Consider the following 16,313-nt stretch of genomic DNA (forward strand, 5'->3'; position numbering starts at 1 on the left):
GCTCAGGCTTATTATGGCCTGGATCATTGCAGCTCTGATGAGCTCAATCGCGCAACCGGATACTTCTCAGGTTGCCTGAAACCCAGCACCGGCCTTGTGCTTCCGCATTATTCAGGGCCGACTACTTAGTTGGTTAGCATACGGCCGAGCGCTTCGGAGCGGGGCAGTCCTTCCCATCAATGGAAGCTCGGCAATGAGTGCCTCATCCAACCCCTGTTCTCGTCACTCGCCCACGCGCGGGTTGAGAACACCGCATGGAAGGAGAACTACAGCCCGCAAAGATCCATTCATCCCCTGGCAACAACCCGCCCAGTAAATTCGCGATAAAATGGCCATTATGAACTGTGCTCCCCATGCATGCGCCGATGTTTTGGGGCTCTTCTATTTTCGGATTGCGGAGGAGAGAGCAAACGCCGTCAGTGTATCGCGCACCCCGGGCATCTCGGCTATTAGCTGCCAAATCTGCCTTATGCGGTCGGCCTCGGGAGACTCGACCCTGACGAGGAGATCGAAGTCACCAGTCATTACGTCGCAAGCTACGACTTCTGGGATTTTCCGCAGCGCATGAATCACGTCGCCACCCCTCATGCGATCGTGACGGTAGACGAAGATCAGTGCGGTCGTGACATGTTGGCTACTCCCTCCATCACCGGCGACGATCGTATATCCTTTGATGAAGCCTTCTCGCTCAAGTCGTTCGATCCGCACTCGCACGGCGTTACGCGAAAGATTCACCTTCGTCGACAACTCCGCGTGCGAGATACGGGCGTTAGCCTTCAATTCGAGAAGTATCTGTTCGTCAGTTCGATCGAGAAGATGTTTCATGGGGTTGGAGCCGGTCGATTAGCCTAGAATGTTGGGCGTTACTGACCGATAAGCTACCACGGCGATTTCCGGTAGGAAGGTTCTTCCCGTCTGGCTCGCAAATCGCTTCGATGTCGAAGCCATTATGAAACCTGGCAATGCCTCCTTTTCCGCGCCGGTCAGGCTTCGAGCCTCTTGATAACCCTCCAGTAGCGCGCGCGCACGCTCTTTGTTCAGTTCACCGTTGGCTTCCTCCGCCCAACCGACAAGCACATCAGCAACCTCTGACACCAGCGCATCATCGTGCCGCAGCCTGAAGTTAATGACCCCGCTTACTTCCTCTCCAAGGAAAAAGACATTCTCTTGGACCAACGCGCCATGAACTGCCCCAGTTGGAAGATCCGTTGATCCGCGCTTTGCCTTTCGTTCCGAGGCAGCATGGATTTGAGCCATCACACGACCCAGGCTTAGGCATTTTGCCGGGCCTGCTTTGCTGGATGAGGAGCCCGGTACGAACCTGACGACGGCGACCAATCGACCTGCGGCCCGGCACGTGGCCTGGCCTTCGACAGTGCGCAGCGGTTTGGGACAGGGGACGCCCTTTCGATAGAGCGCCTCCATGGTGTCGAAAGCTCTTTCCAGATCTAAAGGCTGGGCTCCGTTTTCGAAAAGCGTAACGATGAATTCGCCTTCCTGGGCGCGAAACAGGTAGGTCGTCTCGGTGTCGCCGTCCGCGATCCCAATCACCGACAAGAGCGACGTAAAACCATAGGCCGCAGTGATCGATTGGCGATCTTCGTCGGAAAGTTCGGTAAAAACAGCCATTTTCCTACCCTTATCAGGCCGATGAACTCAGCGACATATGTGCGAACTCGGCGCTGACTCCAAAGAGCTCGTCAATTTGACTGGGCGCCGAGAACCCTTCCTCTCTTCCGACCTGCCGAAACTCCCGCTTTTTGGCAAGCGCCTACCTAGAAGGATTCGCGGCCTCCTCTTTTTCCTCCGTGCGGGCGACGATCGCGCCCCTGCCAATCCGCATGCCGCGCTCGTCCGATGGATTCCTGGAAGCACGGCCTAGGTTTGTGAGATGGTGGGGCGGACAAGCCGCCCAGCCACTTTCCGGGCTTTGCCAACCGGTAGCTCCGCCATGTCGCTCCGCTCCCAACCCAGAACAGGTGGCAGCAAATGTGCGGCGGAACACCCTCGTTCGGTGCTACGATTAAGTGACGGTCACGTAGATTTTCCGCACCGTCTCGATCGTTTTCCACACCCCGACATAGCCGGGCTTCATCGCGAAGCTGTCGCCCGCTCGATAGACGACCGGCTCCTTATCCTTCTCGGTCAGCTCGATCACTCCTTGTAGGATATGGCAGAACTCAAAGGTATCGCCCTTGATTGAGTGCGTCTCGCCCGGAGTGGCCTCAAAGACGCCGGTATTCACCCTGCCCTCTTTGTCGCTGTCCTGCGCCCAAGTTTTGAAGGCGGGGGCACCCGCGATAAGGCGATCCGGCGCGGGGGTCGCGTGCTTCGGTTCGAACGAAGGATTCGGGTCGATGGTTTTGAGTAGTGACATCTAGTTCTCCAAATTTTAACCTGAGTGAAAGCAAAATCCGCGTCGTCGTTAGACAAGATGGATGCAAGTCGGCTCCGACCTCGTTCCGAGATTGTCTATAACGGTAGAAGGACAAAGCGGTCAGAAACGCCGAATGCCTACCAGCTTGCGGCGATGTATTTTGTTTCGAGATATTCGAGCATGCCGTGATGGCTGCCCTCACGGCCGAGGCCGCTCTGCTTCATGCCGCCAAACGGTGCGGCAGCGTCGGAGACCACGCCTCGGTTGATTCCGACCATGCCGCTTTCCAGCCGTCCGGTTACCGCAAGCGCGCGTTTGAGGTCGCTGCTGAACACATAGGAAACCAGCCCGTATTCGGTGTCGTTGGCCATCTGGACGACCTCGTCCTCGGTTTCAAATGCAATGATTGGCGCAACCGGCCCGAAGATTTCCTCGCGAAGGATCTCGGCATCGAGAGAAACGTCTGCGAGTACGGTAGGCGGATAATAGAAACCGTCGCCGTTTAACCGGCTGCCACCCGTAACGATGCGGGCTCCCTTGGCAACGGCGTCATCTACCAGGCGTTCCACCTTGGCGACGGCGGCCTCGGTTATCAGTGGCCCGAGCTGAGTGCTTGGAATCAGCCCTGGTCCGACCTTGAGCGCGGCCATCTCCTCCGCGAACCGCTGCGTGAAGTCCGCCAGAATCCCTTTCTGCACATAGAAGCGGTTCGCGGCGGTGCATGCCTCGCCGCCATTGCGCATCTTGGCAACCATTGCTCCAGCGACAGCCGTCTCCAGGTCGGCATCGTCGAATACAATGAAAGGCGCATTGCCGCCGAGTTCCATTGAGCAGCTGACAACCTGGTCCGCAGCCTCGCGAAGCAGTGTCCGGCCCACGCCTGTCGAGCCGGTAAACGACAGCTTCCGTACCCGCTTGTCATGCAGCATGGCGCTGACCACGGGGCCGGCCTTCTTCGTTGTCACGATGTTGACCACTCCGGCCGGAACGCCTGCCTGCCGCATAATTTCGCCGATCGCCAGCGCCGTCAGCGGGGTCTCCGCTGCGGGCTTCAGGATGCACGGACAGCCCGCGGCCAATGCGGGAGCGATCTTTCGGGTCGCCATTGCTGCCGGGAAGTTCCAGGGCGTCACCAATACGGCGATACCAATCGGCTCGTGGTTCACGATGATCTGATTGGCGCCGGAAGGTGCAGGCCCGAATTCGCCTGGTGCCCGTACAGCTTCTTCCGCATACCAGCGGAAAAACTCGGCCGCATAGGCGACCTCCGACCTGGCGTCCGCAAGTGCCTTGCCGTTCTCGACGGTGATCAGTTGCGCCAGCCATTCTGCCTGTTCGAGCACAAGGTGGAAACACTTCATCAAAACGTCCGAGCGACGCCGCGGCGAGGTAGTCTTCCAAACCGCAAAGGCCTTTTCCGCCGCGTCGAGCGCGGCTATTCCATCGGCGATATCGCCATCGGAGACGGTGGCGATTACACCCGCAGTCGAGGGATCGACCACTTCAAAGGTGCGGTCTTCTTTTGCAGAGACCCATTCGCCGCCGATGAACAGTTGCGTAGGAGCGTCGCGGACTACGGCAGCCGAGGAGGACGTGACAAGCGGAGTTGTTTTTTGCGCGGGAGTTGGTTTCACGTTCAGCACCTTCGCTACCAATCATGTTGCACATGCGATCAATATAAGATTGGTCGTGCCATTGGTGTCAATATAGATCAATTTGGTTGCAGAAATAATTTGCGATGGCTCATGAACGTAGTGTTCTACGAAATACCAGATTCTTCGACTTACGCCGCCGAGTGCAGCACGACATCCGTGGTTTGACGGCTCTGCATTGACCCGATGAGGGAACGGCGGAAATAGAGGTCCATGACGGCGGTCGCAAGCCGAAGCCTGCGCAGGTGCGGATACAGCTTAGCAGTCGGTGGGCAACTTCCAGCTTTGTGGAGACGACGCCAACCGCATACAGCGATGTTCCTGACGCCGGCCTCACCGAACATACGGGCCTCTTCGAGAGTGGAGACCGTCGCCGGCCCCTGGGGACTGTTCATTGCCAGCCAAGCGACCTCAGTGCTTTTGCCTATTTTCAAGAGAGGCCGCAAAGAAACCCCCAGCGCTTCAGCATGACGAGGTGGTCCGACGAAAGCATCAATTCAAACCTTTCTGATGAGCGGGCGATGTCGGGCATCCGTCACTCAAAAACAAAACACTTTTAGTGTCTGCATGCCATTGGAAGCTGACTCGCTAGATCTCCCAGCACCCGGTTCATCGACCGAGCTATAAGGCGTCCATTAATGCCTGATACAGAAAAGATTAATTGCGCAGTCGCCCCGCTTGAAAGAATCTATGTGAAACAACAAAACTGCGCGGTTACAATCAGTAGTAACTTTGCTTGAGGACAAACAATTTAAAGTTGTTATCCGATTGTCGTGCACTGCCTTTTGGAGAGAGGTTGAGAAATGAATATCTCACCTCCTCGGTTCGTGAGGTGGCGCGGGATAATCCCGTATTCCCATGCTCCGCCCGGGAGCACGGCCGGTCCATGCCATTAGGCGCGCCGGGAGCATCGGACCCTCCTGCTCGTGGATGAGACCGGCCACAGCTTCCGGATCCGGCCGGCCACGACCTGGGCGCGGCGCGGGCTGACCCCGGTGCTGCGGCGGGTGAGCAAGCGGCGCGAGGTGTCGAGCATCGTGGCGATCACGCCTGACGGGCGGCTGTATGCCCGCCACTTCCGCACCAGCGTCTCAAGCCGCTGTGTCATCCTGGCCCTGCGCTTCTTCCGGCGAAAGGTCGGCACACCGCTGCTGGTGGTCTGGGATCGGCTCAACGCCCACCGCTCGCGAGCAACCACCGCCTTCATCGCGGCCCACCCGCAGGACTATGCGGTGGCCCATCTGCCGGCCTATGCACCAGAGCTCAATCCGGAGGAACAATGCAATGCCCTCGTCAAGTGCGCCATGGCGAACGCGCTACCTGGATCAGTCGCCGATCTGCACCGCCTGGCCCGCCGTGAATTCTGTCGCTTGCAACGTCAACCCGAAATGATCGTCAGCTTCTTTCGGCATGCAGGTCTCTCTGTTGCAGGTCTTCCGTGAAGATCATTAAATGTTTGATTTCCTTCGGCAGGAGATTTTTCCTCGCCAGACCGCTATCAGGTGCTCAGATAATCGGGCCAAGTATATTCGTTCTCGCTTCGACAATGTGATCGTACATGTTTCGCTCGGCCTCTCTGCTGTCCCGATCTTTGATGGCGTCAAGAATGGCCTGATGGCTGGCGATATAGGCCTCCATGCGCTCAGAGGTTAGTGACTGCTCCTTCATTTTCCCCCAGAGGTTCCCCGCCCGTACTGCGTGAATACCTTCATAGAGCGAGGCGAGAAGACCATTGCGGGCGGCTTCGACGATGATGCGGTGAAAGACAGCGTCCCATTTCTCGAATTCGACCAGAGTTTCTGACGCGCTGCCCCGATCGATCGATTTCTGCATTTCGTCGATTTCCTGCCTGGTCGCCCGTAATGCCGCCAAGGCGGCGATCTTGGGTTCTATGATAAGCCGAGCCTCGAAAACTTCCGCCGGATAGGTGCGCAACGCGTCTCCCGCGCTGCCTGGCGGGCGACGAAGGGCGGTCGAGCTTACGCCGCTGCCGGCGATAAAGGTCCCCCTGCCCACATGCCTGGTAAGCCGGCCTTCCTTCTCCAATGAAGCGAGCATCCTTCGAAGGGCGGTACGGGGCAGCCCGAGTTTCAGCGCCAAGTCGCGCTCAGGCGGCAATCGATCCCCCGGTTCCAGACCTTCCGCCTCAATGAAATCCTTCAATACGACGCTCATGGGCCCTCGCAAAATTATTTTACGCAACCAAATTGATCTATATTGACACCAATGGCAAGACCAATCCTATATTAATCGCAGTCTAAGCTCCGATTGGTAGCGAATGGCGCTGAAGTACAGGGAATGCAAGCTCCGCACTGCTCGCAGAACCATCGTCGGAGGCAGCGCGCAAAGAGCAGCGACAAGCATCGCAAAGTAACAGCTGCGTTGACAAAGGAGGAATATCGATGGCCGCTAGAGCAGAGGCTGTTGCTGGAGACGACGCCGCGCTTTCGGTGCGTGGCCTGACAGTGGACCTGCCGCAAGGCATGGAGCGGGCTCATGCCGTCGAGAACATCTCGTTTGATCTCAAGTGGGGTCAGATCCTGTGCATCATCGGCGAGTCCGGTTCAGGCAAGTCGGTAACGGCAAACACGATCATGGGGCTTTTGCCGAAGCTGATCCGCGTCTCCTCCGGTACTATTCATCTCGACGGCACGGCCATAATCGGCGCACCGGCGAAAAAACTGCGAGATCTGCGCGGCCGCGTCGTGTCCATGATCTTCCAGGACCCGCTCTCGGCGCTCAACCCGCTGATGACGGTCGGCGAGCAGATTACCGAGGTCTTGGCGGCACATAAGGTGGGCACGAAGGCGTCGCGGCGCAACCGCGCCATCGAGCTGCTGACCGAAGTCGGTCTGCCCGATCCAGAGCTCATGTACTACCAATATCCGTTTCGGCTTTCGGGTGGGCAGCGCCAGCGCGTGATGATCGCCATGGCCCTGGCGCTCGAACCCACAGTCCTGATCGCGGACGAACCAACCACGGCCCTCGACGTAACCACGCAGGCGCAGATCCTCCAACTGATCCAGGACATTCAGCGTCGCAAGGGAATGAGCGTGATGTTCATCACCCATGACTTCGGTGTCGTGGCTGAGATTGCGGACAGCGTGGTGGTGATGGAGAAAGGCCGCATTGTCGAGCAAGGCAGCACCGAGCGGGTTCTGAAATCCCCCACCCATCCCTATACAAAACGCCTGATTGCGGCCGTCCCGCGCCTGACCGGTGAGGATCGTTCCTCCCAGGAAGCCGTCAGTAGGACGCCGATCCTGAAGGTTGACGGACTGAGCAAGACATATCGGAGCGGCAGCGTCTTGTTTGGCAGCCACCGCGTCGTGCCCGCGGTGAACGATGTTTCATTTGACTTGGCTGCGGGTCGTACCCTGGGCATTGTGGGAGAAAGCGGCTCGGGCAAATCATCGCTGGGACGGCTTCTGATCAAGCTTCAGGACAGTGACGGCGGTCGAATTCTCTTTGAAGGCCGCGACATCGCCAACCTCTCGGAGTCCGAATTTCGTCCGCTGCGGCCGCAGATCCAGATGATCTTCCAGGACCCTTTCGCGTCGCTGAACCCGCGCTCGACCATCGGCCAGATCCTGACCGTTGGTCCCGTTGCGCACGGCATGCCGTATGCTCAGGCGCGTGAGCAGGCCCGAGCGTTGCTGTCCCATGTCGGTCTCGATGCCGGTGCCTTCGGCCGCTATCCGCACGAGTTTTCCGGTGGGCAACGCCAGCGCATCGGCATCGCCCGGGCTTTGATGTTCAAGCCCAAGCTGCTGGTTGCTGACGAGGCCGTCTCTGCGCTGGACGTGTCCATCCAGGCTCAGATTCTCAAGCTGCTGGACCAGATCCAACGAGAGACCGGCGTATCGATGATTTTCATCACCCATGATCTGCGCGTCGCCAGCCAGATCTGCGACGAAATCGCAGTGATGCAGAAAGGGCGCATCGTCGAACACGGCCCGCCATCGCAGATCTTCCTGCATCCACAATCAGCCTACACACGTGAGCTGGTGGCAGCAATTCCTGGAGAGCGGCCGAGGAGCACAGGGCCGATTGCTGCGAACGTTTGAGAGCCACGGCGAATATCGTCACTAGGGAGGAGAAATCATGACTAAGGATCTTACGACCACGTCAACCTATTCGCGACGCGGTGCTCTACGCTTAATGGCGGCAGGCGGCGTTGCGAGCTTTGTCGCACCTAACCTGCTCGGCAAACCTGCCTTTGCCCAATCCGTTGCAAAAAACCCAAAGGGCCGCGTCGTCGTCGGGCTTTCGCAAGAACCGACCGTATTCAATCCGTTGATGCCCCATATCGAGGTCGACGACGCGGTACACTTCTCTCTGTTTGACGCCCTTTTCCGCATCGACCCCAAGGGTGTTCTCCAGCCCAATCTCGCGGCCGAAGTGCCAACACAGAAGAACGGCGGGATTTCGGACGACGGCCTGCAGTGGCGCATTCGTCTGCGTGATGACGTCCGCTGGCACGACGGCAAGCCCTTCACGGCCGAGGATGTGAAGTTCACTCTTGAACTCATCACCAACCCGAACTTCCGCGCGTGGCGCACGGGTGGGCATTCCCTGGTGCGGGATATTACGGTGGTCTCACCGACTGAGCTGACCTGGCGCATGGAGAAGGTCTTCGCCCCCTACCTGTCGTTTCTCGCGGAAACCTTCATGGTGCCCAAGCACATTCTCGAGAAAGAGGCTGATCCCAACGCCGCCGCCTTCAATCAGGCGCCTGTCGGCACCGGTGCATTCAAGTGGGCGCGGCGGGTTGCCGGCGATCATCTCGAACTCGTCGCGAACCCTCAATATTTCGCGGAGGGCCCCTATGTCGAGCGGATCGTCTTCAAATACATACCTGACATGACGGTGCTCTATACCCAGTTCAAGAGTGGCGACATTGACCTTGTAGATCAAGCATACATTACTGCCGACCATTACGAGGAAGCCAGAAAATTGCCGGGCCGTGTGGTGACCCTAGTCCCAGGGGCATCGCTCGAGTCGATCTATCTCAATCTTGAGAAGCCTCAATTCAAGGATCCGGCGGTGCGCCAGGCGCTCTATGCCGCAATAGACAGAAAGGCAATTATCGACGCGATCTACTTCGGCGTAGGCACGCTCACAGAGACGTTCATGCCGCGGGAGTCTTACTATTACAATCCGAACCTCCCGGTGCAGGAGTACAACCTCGACCGCGCGCGCAAAATCCTCGACGAAGCCGGCTGGGTGCCAGGACCGGATGGGATCCGCGCGAAGAACGGAGTGAAACTGTCGTTCGCCAACTCCACGACTTCGGGCAACAATCTCCGGGAACAAGTGCAACAGTTCCTGCAGCAAACGTTTGCAGACATTGGCGTCAAGATGACCATATCGAATTTGCCTGCTGCAGTCATGTTTGGCGAATTTTGGCTGAAGTCGCAGTTCGACTCAGCGATCGCAGGTGTCACCCATCTCATTGCGGCGGATCCGGACGCCACCAACCGCCTCCACACCAGCGCAATTGCCGCGAAGGGCGGAAAGGGCTCCAACACCGGCCAATACTCCAACCCGGAGGTCGATGCGTTGCTCGAAAAAGGTACCCGCACCTTCGATCCTGAGGCACGGCGCGAGATCTACTACCGTGTGCAGGAACTCGTGCGTCAGGATCTGCCGTTCCTGCCGCTGTTTGCCTCGACCAACGTGGTTGGGCGCAAGAAAGGTCTCGAGGGCTTCGAGCCTAACACCAACACCCGCGTAGCATCCTGGCATGCTGCAGGATGGCATTGGAAAGGCTGATGTACGCTGCCGCCGTCGCGAGTTGCGGCGGCGGTCTATCCAGTGACGCTGTCATGAGGAGAGCTGAATGCGCGGCTTCCTACTTAACAGGCTCTCCCAGAGCCTCGTCCTGCTCCTGATCGTTTCGGTCATCGGCTTCGTCGTCCTGAACCTGATCCCGGGTGGCCCCTTGGCGCAATTTGGGCTCGATCCCAGCATGACCCAGGATGATCTCAACCGTCTCAAAGAACAACTGGGGCTCAACCGTCCGCTGTGGATGCAATATCTGGACTGGGCTTGGCGCCTTGTACAAGGTGACTGGGGTCACTCCTTCCGCGACGGTGCGGCGGTCTTGGACGTGATTGGCCGGCACCTTTTTGCAACGCTGTTGTTGATGGGTTCATCCACCGTGATCGCGATCGCCATCGGCACATGGATCGGTATTCGCGGTGCAACACACCGGTATTCGGCTTTCGACTATCTGGCAACAGTCGGCGCGATGGTGGCGCTGTCGATCCCGACCTTCTGGTTCGGGCTTGTCGGCATCTACGTCTTCTCGCTCCGGTTGGGTTGGCTGCCGGCGGGGAACATGTACACGATCGGCGACGGCTCAGTTCTGAACCATATCCATCACCTTATCCTGCCCAGCATAGTGCTGGCGCTGGTCCATGTCGCCATCTGGAGCCGCTACATGCGAACGGCGACGCTTGACGTTATCAGCCAGGAATTCGTCAAGACAGCCCGCGCCAAGGGACTGAGCGAGCGCCGGATCTTGATGAAGCATGTCGTCGGCAATGCCCTCCTGCCGATGATCACGCTGGCGGGAATGCAGCTTCCCAGCGTTCTGACGGGCGCTCTGGTCACCGAGACCGTGTTTACTTGGCCGGGAATGGGCCGGCTGTTCCTCGACAGTCTTGGCTACAGTGACTACCCAGTTGTGATGGGGCTGCTCATGTTCTCCGCAATACTTGTGGTGCTGTGCAATCTGATCACCGACATCGTCGTTGCCATCATCGATCCGCGCATTCGCTTGAGTTAAACGCGATACAAGACGTTCAACAGGAGTCAGCCATTATGACCGCCATCGCCGTAAATTCAGGTCAGGACCGCTGGTGGAACAGCCGAACTGCACACCGTTTTATGAGTCACCATCTGGCCCTGCTCGGGATGGTGATGATCGCCTCCCTGACGCTGGCGTGCGTATTGGGTCCCTACCTGCTGCCATATGATTCGCTCTATATCGATCTGCGCGCCCGCTTTTCTCCCCCGCTGACCGGCAACCATTATCTGGGCACCGATCCCCTTGGACGGGACTTGGCGGCGCGGCTCTTCATGGCGGGACGGATTTCCCTGCTGGTTGGCTTCTCTGCGATGCTGTTGTCGACGCTGATCGGAACCCTCGTGGGCGTGCTCGCGGGATATCGGGGCGGCTGGATCGGCACGGCGCTGATGCGCACCGTAGATGGCTTCCTGTCCTTCCCGTCGATCTTCCTCGTGCTGGCCCTTGCCGCTGCGTTGAAGCCAAGCCCGATCATGATAACCGTCGTCATCGCTGCCACCAGCTGGATGGAGGTCGCCCGAATTGTCGAGGCGGAGGTCCGCTCGCTTCGAGAGCGCGAATTCGTTCAGGCCGGTCGCATGCTGGGGCTGAGCGGAACGCATATCATGTTCCGCGAGATCCTTCCCAATGCCATCGGTCCAATCATCGTCGCGGCCACCCTGACCGTCGCCCGCGCCATCCTCATGGAGGCCTATATCAGCTTCCTCGGGTATGGCATTCAGCCACCGCTGCCCAGTTGGGGCAACATGCTGAACGGCGCGCAGCAATATCTGGGTAGCGCACCGTGGCTGGCGATCATTCCCGGTGCCGCCATTACCATCGCCGTAACCAGCTTCAACTTCATCGGCGACGGGCTGCGCGATGCGTTCGATGTTCGCGGTGATCACACCTGACGGGAATGGCGTCGGGGCGAGGTTACGGCAGTTTAGGGGAAGGCCACACCCGCTCGTGGATGGCTTCAAACAGGGCGAACCGTAGCTGTTGTGTCATTTGGATCAAAGCGCGTCACGGTCGAACGCCGCCTCCCGTCTTCGTCGGCAATCTCAGAAGGCCTTGGCCAAACGCAACGAGAAGTTAGTCCCATGAAAGAATCCGGAATCGCAGACAAGAACACGCCCTACTGGTGGGAAGAGGCACCCGTCAAACCGCTGCCGCGACAGCCGCTGGCCAAGAAGCTCGACGTGGCGATCATAGGCGCTGGATACGCCGGGTTATCGGCGGGGCTCGTTCTGGCGCGCGAGGGACGTTCGGTGGCAGCCTTCGATGCGATGAACCCGGGCGAGGGGGCCTCGACGCGTAACGGCGGAATTACCAGTGGAAGCATTCGGCCGGATTACGCCACGATCACCCGGCGCTTCGGCGAAGAGAAGGCAATTGCAATCGAGGCGGAGGGCAAGATCGCCCGCGAATTCCTTTATGACTTCATCAGGACCGAAGGGCTCGAGTGTGACTTTCAGCTGGTTGGCCAATTCAAGGGCGTGATCGGATATGACGACTACGAGAAGACGGCCCGGAGCGCCGAAGTGCTGGCGAAGAGACTGAGGATCGAGGCCTATGCGGTTCCGTACGCCGAACAGCGCAATTACATCGGCACTGATTTCTATCGCGGCGGCATGGCGCGGATGGACATCGGCGGGCTGCACCCGGCCAAGTTCCACGCTGAACTCCTGCGGGTGGCGCTGGCTTCGGGACTGACCGTCCATGCAGGTACGCGCGTGACTTCGGTAGAGCGGGATGGCTCCGAGTTCCGTGTCTTGACTGAGGCGGGCACGGTGCAGGCCCGCCAGGTTCTGGTCTGCACAGACGGCTATACCGATGGCGCGGTTCCCTTCTTGCGCCGCCGGCTAGTCCCGGTTCGCAGCCGGATCATTGTCACCGAGGAGCTCGCGCCAGAAGTGATGGTGCGGCTGATGCCGAAGCGGATGATGATGGTCGAGGGCAGGCAGCTGGGATTCTACTACCGACCGACGCCCGACGGCAAACGCATTCTGTTAGGGGGCCGCGACAGTTCTCGCGTCGGCGATCCGGATGGGCCGAAGCTTGTTCTACGCAAGGGACTCGTGAATCTTTTCCCCGAATTGGAAAACGTCCGCCTGTCGCACACCTGGTTTGGCAACGTCGCGATGCACCGCGACATGCTGCCTCGTATCTTCGAGAAGGATGGCGTCGTCTATGCGACAGGTTTCTGCGGCTCGGGGGTTGTCTGGGCACCTTGGGTAGGCATGCACGCGGCGTACAAGCTCTTAGGGTACAGCAAGGAAGCACGCACTGCGTTCGACTTCCGGCCGCCGGCCGCCATTCCCTTTTACAACGGTAATCCGTGGTTCATGCCGGCTGTTATTCAAAGCTATCGGATCCAAGATCAAATCGCCTTGTATCGCGCCCGCCGGTAGAGCTCACCTAAGCGAGACTACCGCTAGCCTCCTCCGGATGCTTGTCTACAGGCCTTCAGGCGCTCATGGTTCGTGACTGCTCCTCCATTTTCACACAGGCATTTTACGCCGTGCTGCATGAACGGGGATGTCACATTAACTGAGTATAGGCGCAGAGCCGCTCAACGAGGTCTGGTTTTGCATAGCCCAAGCGTTTGATTTCCCTCGGCGCGAGATTTTCCTTGACGAGTATCGGGCAGAATTCCCCGTTAACGTGACATCTCCATCCAGACAGCTGCAGCCCACCTAATCGGAGGCCGGTTCGGAAAGGCCATGAAAACTCAGATCGTTATCGTAGGAGGCGGAGCCGGAGGGCTCGAGCTCGTACGGCGGCTTGGCGCCAAGCTGGGCCGGGATGCTTACGATGTGATCCTCATTGAGCGAAACCAAACCCACATCTGGAAACCGCTCCTGCACGAGGTCGCAGCCGGATCGCTCGACGCTAACCTGGACGAGATTGGCTATCGCAGTCACGGACATCGATGGGGATATCGCTTCTTCCTGGGCAGCCTTGAGGCGATCGACCGGGAGGCGCGACAGGTCGTGGTGGCTCCGATCCTGGATGAGGATGGCACCGAGATTATCGGGCGCCACAGGATCCGCTACGATTACCTGATCCTGTGTGTCGGTGCCGTATCCAACGACTTTGATACCCCCGGTGTGCGCGAGCACTGCCTCTTCCTGGAGGATCGCGAGCAGGCGGACCGCTTCCGGCAAAAATTGCTGAATCACTGCCTGCGCGTATCGCGCACGATGACCACGGATTCTGGGGCAGATGCCTCTGTCAATGTCACCATTGTTGGTGGTGGTGCCACCGGTGTCGAGCTCGCCGCCGAGCTCTTCAATGCTGCCTCCGCGCTGAAACACTACGGGCTGGAGGTCTTTGATGAGAGCCGCCTGCGCGTAACCCTGGTCGAGGCCGGTCCCCGAATTCTACCCGCTCTGCCCATTAACCTCGCTGAAGCCGCCCACAAGGAACTGGAGGCGCTTGGCGTAAGGGTGCTCGTCAACACCGCGATCATGGAAGCCACCTCGACCGGCCTGGGCACCCGCACCGGCGAGGTGATCGAAGCGGACCTGAGGATCTGGGCGGCTGGTGTGCGGGCACCGGATGTCCTGGAGGACATTGCAGGTCTGGAGACGACCCGTAGCAACCAGCTCGTCGTCCGTCCAACGCTCCAAACTACGCGGGACGATCGCATCTTCGCCATTGGTGATTGCTGTTACTGCAAGCCGGACGACTCTGACCGGCCGGTGCCGCCGCGCGCGCAGGCAGCCCACCAGATGGTCAGGACAGCCTATCGCAACGTTCTCGCCCTGATCGCCGACAGGCCGCTGGAGACATTCGTCTACCGCGATCGTGGGTCGCTCGTGTCCCTCAGCCGTTACTCGACGGTTGGCAGTCTGATGGGCAACCTGGTCGGCGGTCGCATGGCGGTTGAGGGGCGGATCGCCCGTATCGTCTACGTGTCACTCTACCGAATGCATCTGATCGGGGTCCACGGATGGTTGAAAGGAATTGCTCTGATTCTGGTCGGGCACGTGAACCGAGTTGTTAGACCCAGGCTCAAGTTCCATTGACGGCCAGACCAGAACGAGCAGATGTCACGACGAACATTCATCTCGAGACCGACCTTAACGGTGATCCGCTGGCCTATGGGGCGGTATGAAGAAGCCTCGCTCATCGCTCTACGCTCGCCGTCGTTTCCCTGCCGCGGTGATCAGCCTCGCGGTCTGGCTCTGTTTCCGCTTTCCTGTGAGTCTCCACATGGTGGATAAAATGCTGGCCACCTGAGGGATCCTAATCAGCCACGACACGGTGCAACGCTGGGCCGAGAAGTTCGGCCGAGTGTATGCCATCCGCATCCTCCGACGCACTCCTTGACCGGAAGATCGCTGGCGCCTCGATGAGGTGGTGATCACCATCGCAGGCCCGAAGCACTGGCTGTGGCGGGCCGTCGACCAGGACGGGTACGTGCTCGATGAATTTGTCCAGAGCCGCCGCAACACGAAGGCGGCCAAACGTCTGCTGACCCGATTGATGAGGAAGCAAGGCATAGCACCCAAGCGCATCACCACTGTTAAACTTCCCTCATACGCAGCCGCCAGACGACAAGTCATGCCGAGAGTGGAGCACTGGCGGCATAAGGGTCTGAACAACAGGACCGAGAATTCGCATGTGCCGCTGAGGAAACGAGAGCGGATGATGCAAGGCTTTCGGTCCGCAGGAGGGCTGCAGCGGTTCAACTCCGTCCTTTCAGTCGCCCGAAACCTGTTCGTTCCACCTCGCTCGCATCAGTCGGTCCTCGCCACTCACCTTCATCGCCTCCAAGCTATGGTGGCATGGAAAGTCGCGGCAGGCGCTGCTACTTGAACAAGTATGCTGTCCTCCAAGGCTCAATGCGTCTAATGACCGTTAACGTGACAAGCCCGCATAGCCCCATGCGTGATGGTGACGGACAAACTCGCCACGCCATCGCGAAGAAGGCAAATATGCCTGGGGTGGAACACCACCGGCACAAGGGTTTGAACAATCGTGCCGAGAACGGCCATCAGCCGATCCGACGACGCGAGCGACAGATGAAGCGCTTCAAGTCAGCCGGGCAGGCTCAGCGTTTTCTCTCGGTTCACGATCAGGTGGAGAAGCTCTTCCGCCGTCCGGCGTATGTTAGCGCCGTAGACCATCGCTATGCCTGTGCGTGGGCCTTTCAGGTCTGGGCTGAGGTGACCGGCATCGCGCGTGCCGTCTGATCCTGACCTGAACCCCGGATGAGCACGATCTTCTCCAATGAGTTGACGGTGCCGGCCATGCTAAACCGACGCGCTCACCCCAGTTTGCTAGGCACGCTTAGATCGACTCGTATGAGTCAGCGATCACGCTGCCTGCGTGCGCTTGTTCTGCCGGTTGGTGATCAGATCGTCGACGACGGCGGGGTCGGCCAGCGTCGAGGTGTCGCCGAGCGAGCCGAACTCGTCCTCGGCGATCTTGCGCAGGATGCGGCGCATGATCTTGCCGGAGCGGGTCTTGGGCAGGCTCG

13 protein-coding genes and 1 pseudogene are annotated in these 16,313 nt (G+C 59.1%); 9 read left to right on the forward strand and 5 right to left on the reverse strand.

The window, feature by feature from the left end; genetic code table 11:
- Positions 1 to 381 precede the first annotated feature (381 nt).
- The 4 genes from ACS5Q1_RS39530 to ACS5Q1_RS39545 form a co-directional block, all read right to left on the reverse strand.
- Positions 382 to 825, reverse strand: coding sequence for an Lrp/AsnC family transcriptional regulator (locus ACS5Q1_RS39530; RefSeq protein ID WP_473103370.1), 444 nt, complete (start codon positions 823 to 825; stop codon positions 382 to 384).
- Between the two features lie 18 nt (positions 826 to 843).
- The gene (locus tag ACS5Q1_RS39535) at positions 844 to 1,629 is read right to left on the reverse strand and encodes a phosphotransferase (protein ID WP_473103371.1); all 786 of its coding nucleotides are present in this window, start codon (positions 1,627 to 1,629) and stop codon (positions 844 to 846) included.
- Between the two features lie 394 nt (positions 1,630 to 2,023).
- On the reverse strand, positions 2,024 to 2,377 hold the full coding sequence (locus ACS5Q1_RS39540) for a cupin domain-containing protein (protein WP_473103372.1): 354 nt from the start codon (positions 2,375 to 2,377) through the stop codon (positions 2,024 to 2,026).
- A 137-nt stretch (positions 2,378 to 2,514) separates the two neighbouring features.
- Positions 2,515 to 4,011 carry an NAD-dependent succinate-semialdehyde dehydrogenase gene (locus ACS5Q1_RS39545; RefSeq protein ID WP_473103373.1) on the reverse strand — a complete coding sequence of 499 codons (1,497 nt, stop codon included), beginning with the start codon at positions 4,009 to 4,011 and terminating at the stop codon, positions 2,515 to 2,517.
- A gap of 944 nt (positions 4,012 to 4,955) precedes the next feature.
- Here ACS5Q1_RS39545 and ACS5Q1_RS39550 point away from each other — a divergent pair.
- Positions 4,956 to 5,471, forward strand: coding sequence for a transposase (locus ACS5Q1_RS39550; protein WP_473100279.1), 516 nt, complete (start codon positions 4,956 to 4,958; stop codon positions 5,469 to 5,471).
- Between the two features lie 64 nt (positions 5,472 to 5,535).
- Here the strand turns inward: ACS5Q1_RS39550 and ACS5Q1_RS39555 are convergent, their stop codons facing one another.
- Positions 5,536 to 6,204, reverse strand: a complete 669-nt coding sequence (locus ACS5Q1_RS39555; RefSeq protein ID WP_473103374.1) for a FadR/GntR family transcriptional regulator — start codon at positions 6,202 to 6,204, stop codon at positions 5,536 to 5,538.
- 227 nt (positions 6,205 to 6,431) lie between these two features.
- Between ACS5Q1_RS39555 and ACS5Q1_RS39560 the strand changes: the two genes are divergently transcribed.
- The 8 genes and pseudogenes from ACS5Q1_RS39560 (at position 6,432) to ACS5Q1_RS39595 (ending at position 16,026) form a co-directional block, all read left to right on the forward strand.
- A complete protein-coding gene (locus ACS5Q1_RS39560; protein ID WP_473103375.1) occupies positions 6,432 to 8,096 on the forward strand; it encodes an ABC transporter ATP-binding protein in 1,665 nt (554 codons plus the stop codon).
- Between the two features lie 37 nt (positions 8,097 to 8,133).
- Positions 8,134 to 9,804, forward strand: a complete 1,671-nt coding sequence (locus ACS5Q1_RS39565) for a peptide ABC transporter substrate-binding protein (protein ID WP_473103376.1) — start codon at positions 8,134 to 8,136, stop codon at positions 9,802 to 9,804.
- A 67-nt stretch (positions 9,805 to 9,871) separates the two neighbouring features.
- Positions 9,872 to 10,822 (forward strand): ABC transporter permease, encoded by a 951-nt coding sequence (locus tag ACS5Q1_RS39570; protein WP_473103377.1) that lies wholly within the window; start codon positions 9,872 to 9,874, stop codon positions 10,820 to 10,822.
- 35 nt (positions 10,823 to 10,857) lie between these two features.
- Positions 10,858 to 11,736: an ABC transporter permease gene (locus ACS5Q1_RS39575; RefSeq protein ID WP_473103378.1), complete on the forward strand. Its 879-nt coding sequence runs from the start codon at positions 10,858 to 10,860 to the stop codon at positions 11,734 to 11,736.
- Between the two features lie 189 nt (positions 11,737 to 11,925).
- A complete protein-coding gene (locus ACS5Q1_RS39580) occupies positions 11,926 to 13,236 on the forward strand; it encodes an NAD(P)/FAD-dependent oxidoreductase (protein WP_473103379.1) in 1,311 nt (436 codons plus the stop codon).
- Positions 13,237 to 13,548: 312 nt separating this feature from the next.
- Entirely contained in the window at positions 13,549 to 14,856 is a 1,308-nt protein-coding gene (locus ACS5Q1_RS39585) for an NAD(P)/FAD-dependent oxidoreductase (protein ID WP_473103380.1), read from the forward strand.
- A gap of 85 nt (positions 14,857 to 14,941) precedes the next feature.
- Positions 14,942 to 15,649: pseudogene (locus ACS5Q1_RS39590) on the forward strand (IS6 family transposase).
- Between the two features lie 68 nt (positions 15,650 to 15,717).
- Positions 15,718 to 16,026, forward strand: coding sequence for a DDE-type integrase/transposase/recombinase (locus ACS5Q1_RS39595; RefSeq protein WP_473103381.1), 309 nt, complete (start codon positions 15,718 to 15,720; stop codon positions 16,024 to 16,026).
- The last annotated feature ends 287 nt before the right edge of the window (positions 16,027 to 16,313 follow it).

Source organism: Microvirga sp. GN3 (assembly GCF_055792825.1).

Coding starts and splice junctions, on each gene's coding strand:
- ACS5Q1_RS39530 (WP_473103370.1), bottom strand. CDS start 825: ATGAAACATCTTCTCGATCGAACTGACGAACAGATACTTCTCGAATTG.
- ACS5Q1_RS39535 (WP_473103371.1), bottom strand. CDS start 1,629: ATGGCTGTTTTTACCGAACTTTCCGACGAAGATCGCCAATCGATCACT.
- ACS5Q1_RS39540 (WP_473103372.1), bottom strand. CDS start 2,377: ATGTCACTACTCAAAACCATCGACCCGAATCCTTCGTTCGAACCGAAG.
- ACS5Q1_RS39555 (WP_473103374.1), bottom strand. CDS start 6,204: ATGAGCGTCGTATTGAAGGATTTCATTGAGGCGGAAGGTCTGGAACCG.
- ACS5Q1_RS39560 (WP_473103375.1), top strand. CDS start 6,432: ATGGCCGCTAGAGCAGAGGCTGTTGCTGGAGACGACGCCGCGCTTTCG.
- ACS5Q1_RS39565 (WP_473103376.1), top strand. CDS start 8,134: ATGACTAAGGATCTTACGACCACGTCAACCTATTCGCGACGCGGTGCT.
- ACS5Q1_RS39570 (WP_473103377.1), top strand. CDS start 9,872: ATGCGCGGCTTCCTACTTAACAGGCTCTCCCAGAGCCTCGTCCTGCTC.
- ACS5Q1_RS39575 (WP_473103378.1), top strand. CDS start 10,858: ATGACCGCCATCGCCGTAAATTCAGGTCAGGACCGCTGGTGGAACAGC.
- ACS5Q1_RS39580 (WP_473103379.1), top strand. CDS start 11,926: ATGAAAGAATCCGGAATCGCAGACAAGAACACGCCCTACTGGTGGGAA.
- ACS5Q1_RS39585 (WP_473103380.1), top strand. CDS start 13,549: ATGAAAACTCAGATCGTTATCGTAGGAGGCGGAGCCGGAGGGCTCGAG.
- ACS5Q1_RS39595 (WP_473103381.1), top strand. CDS start 15,718: ATGCGTGATGGTGACGGACAAACTCGCCACGCCATCGCGAAGAAGGCA.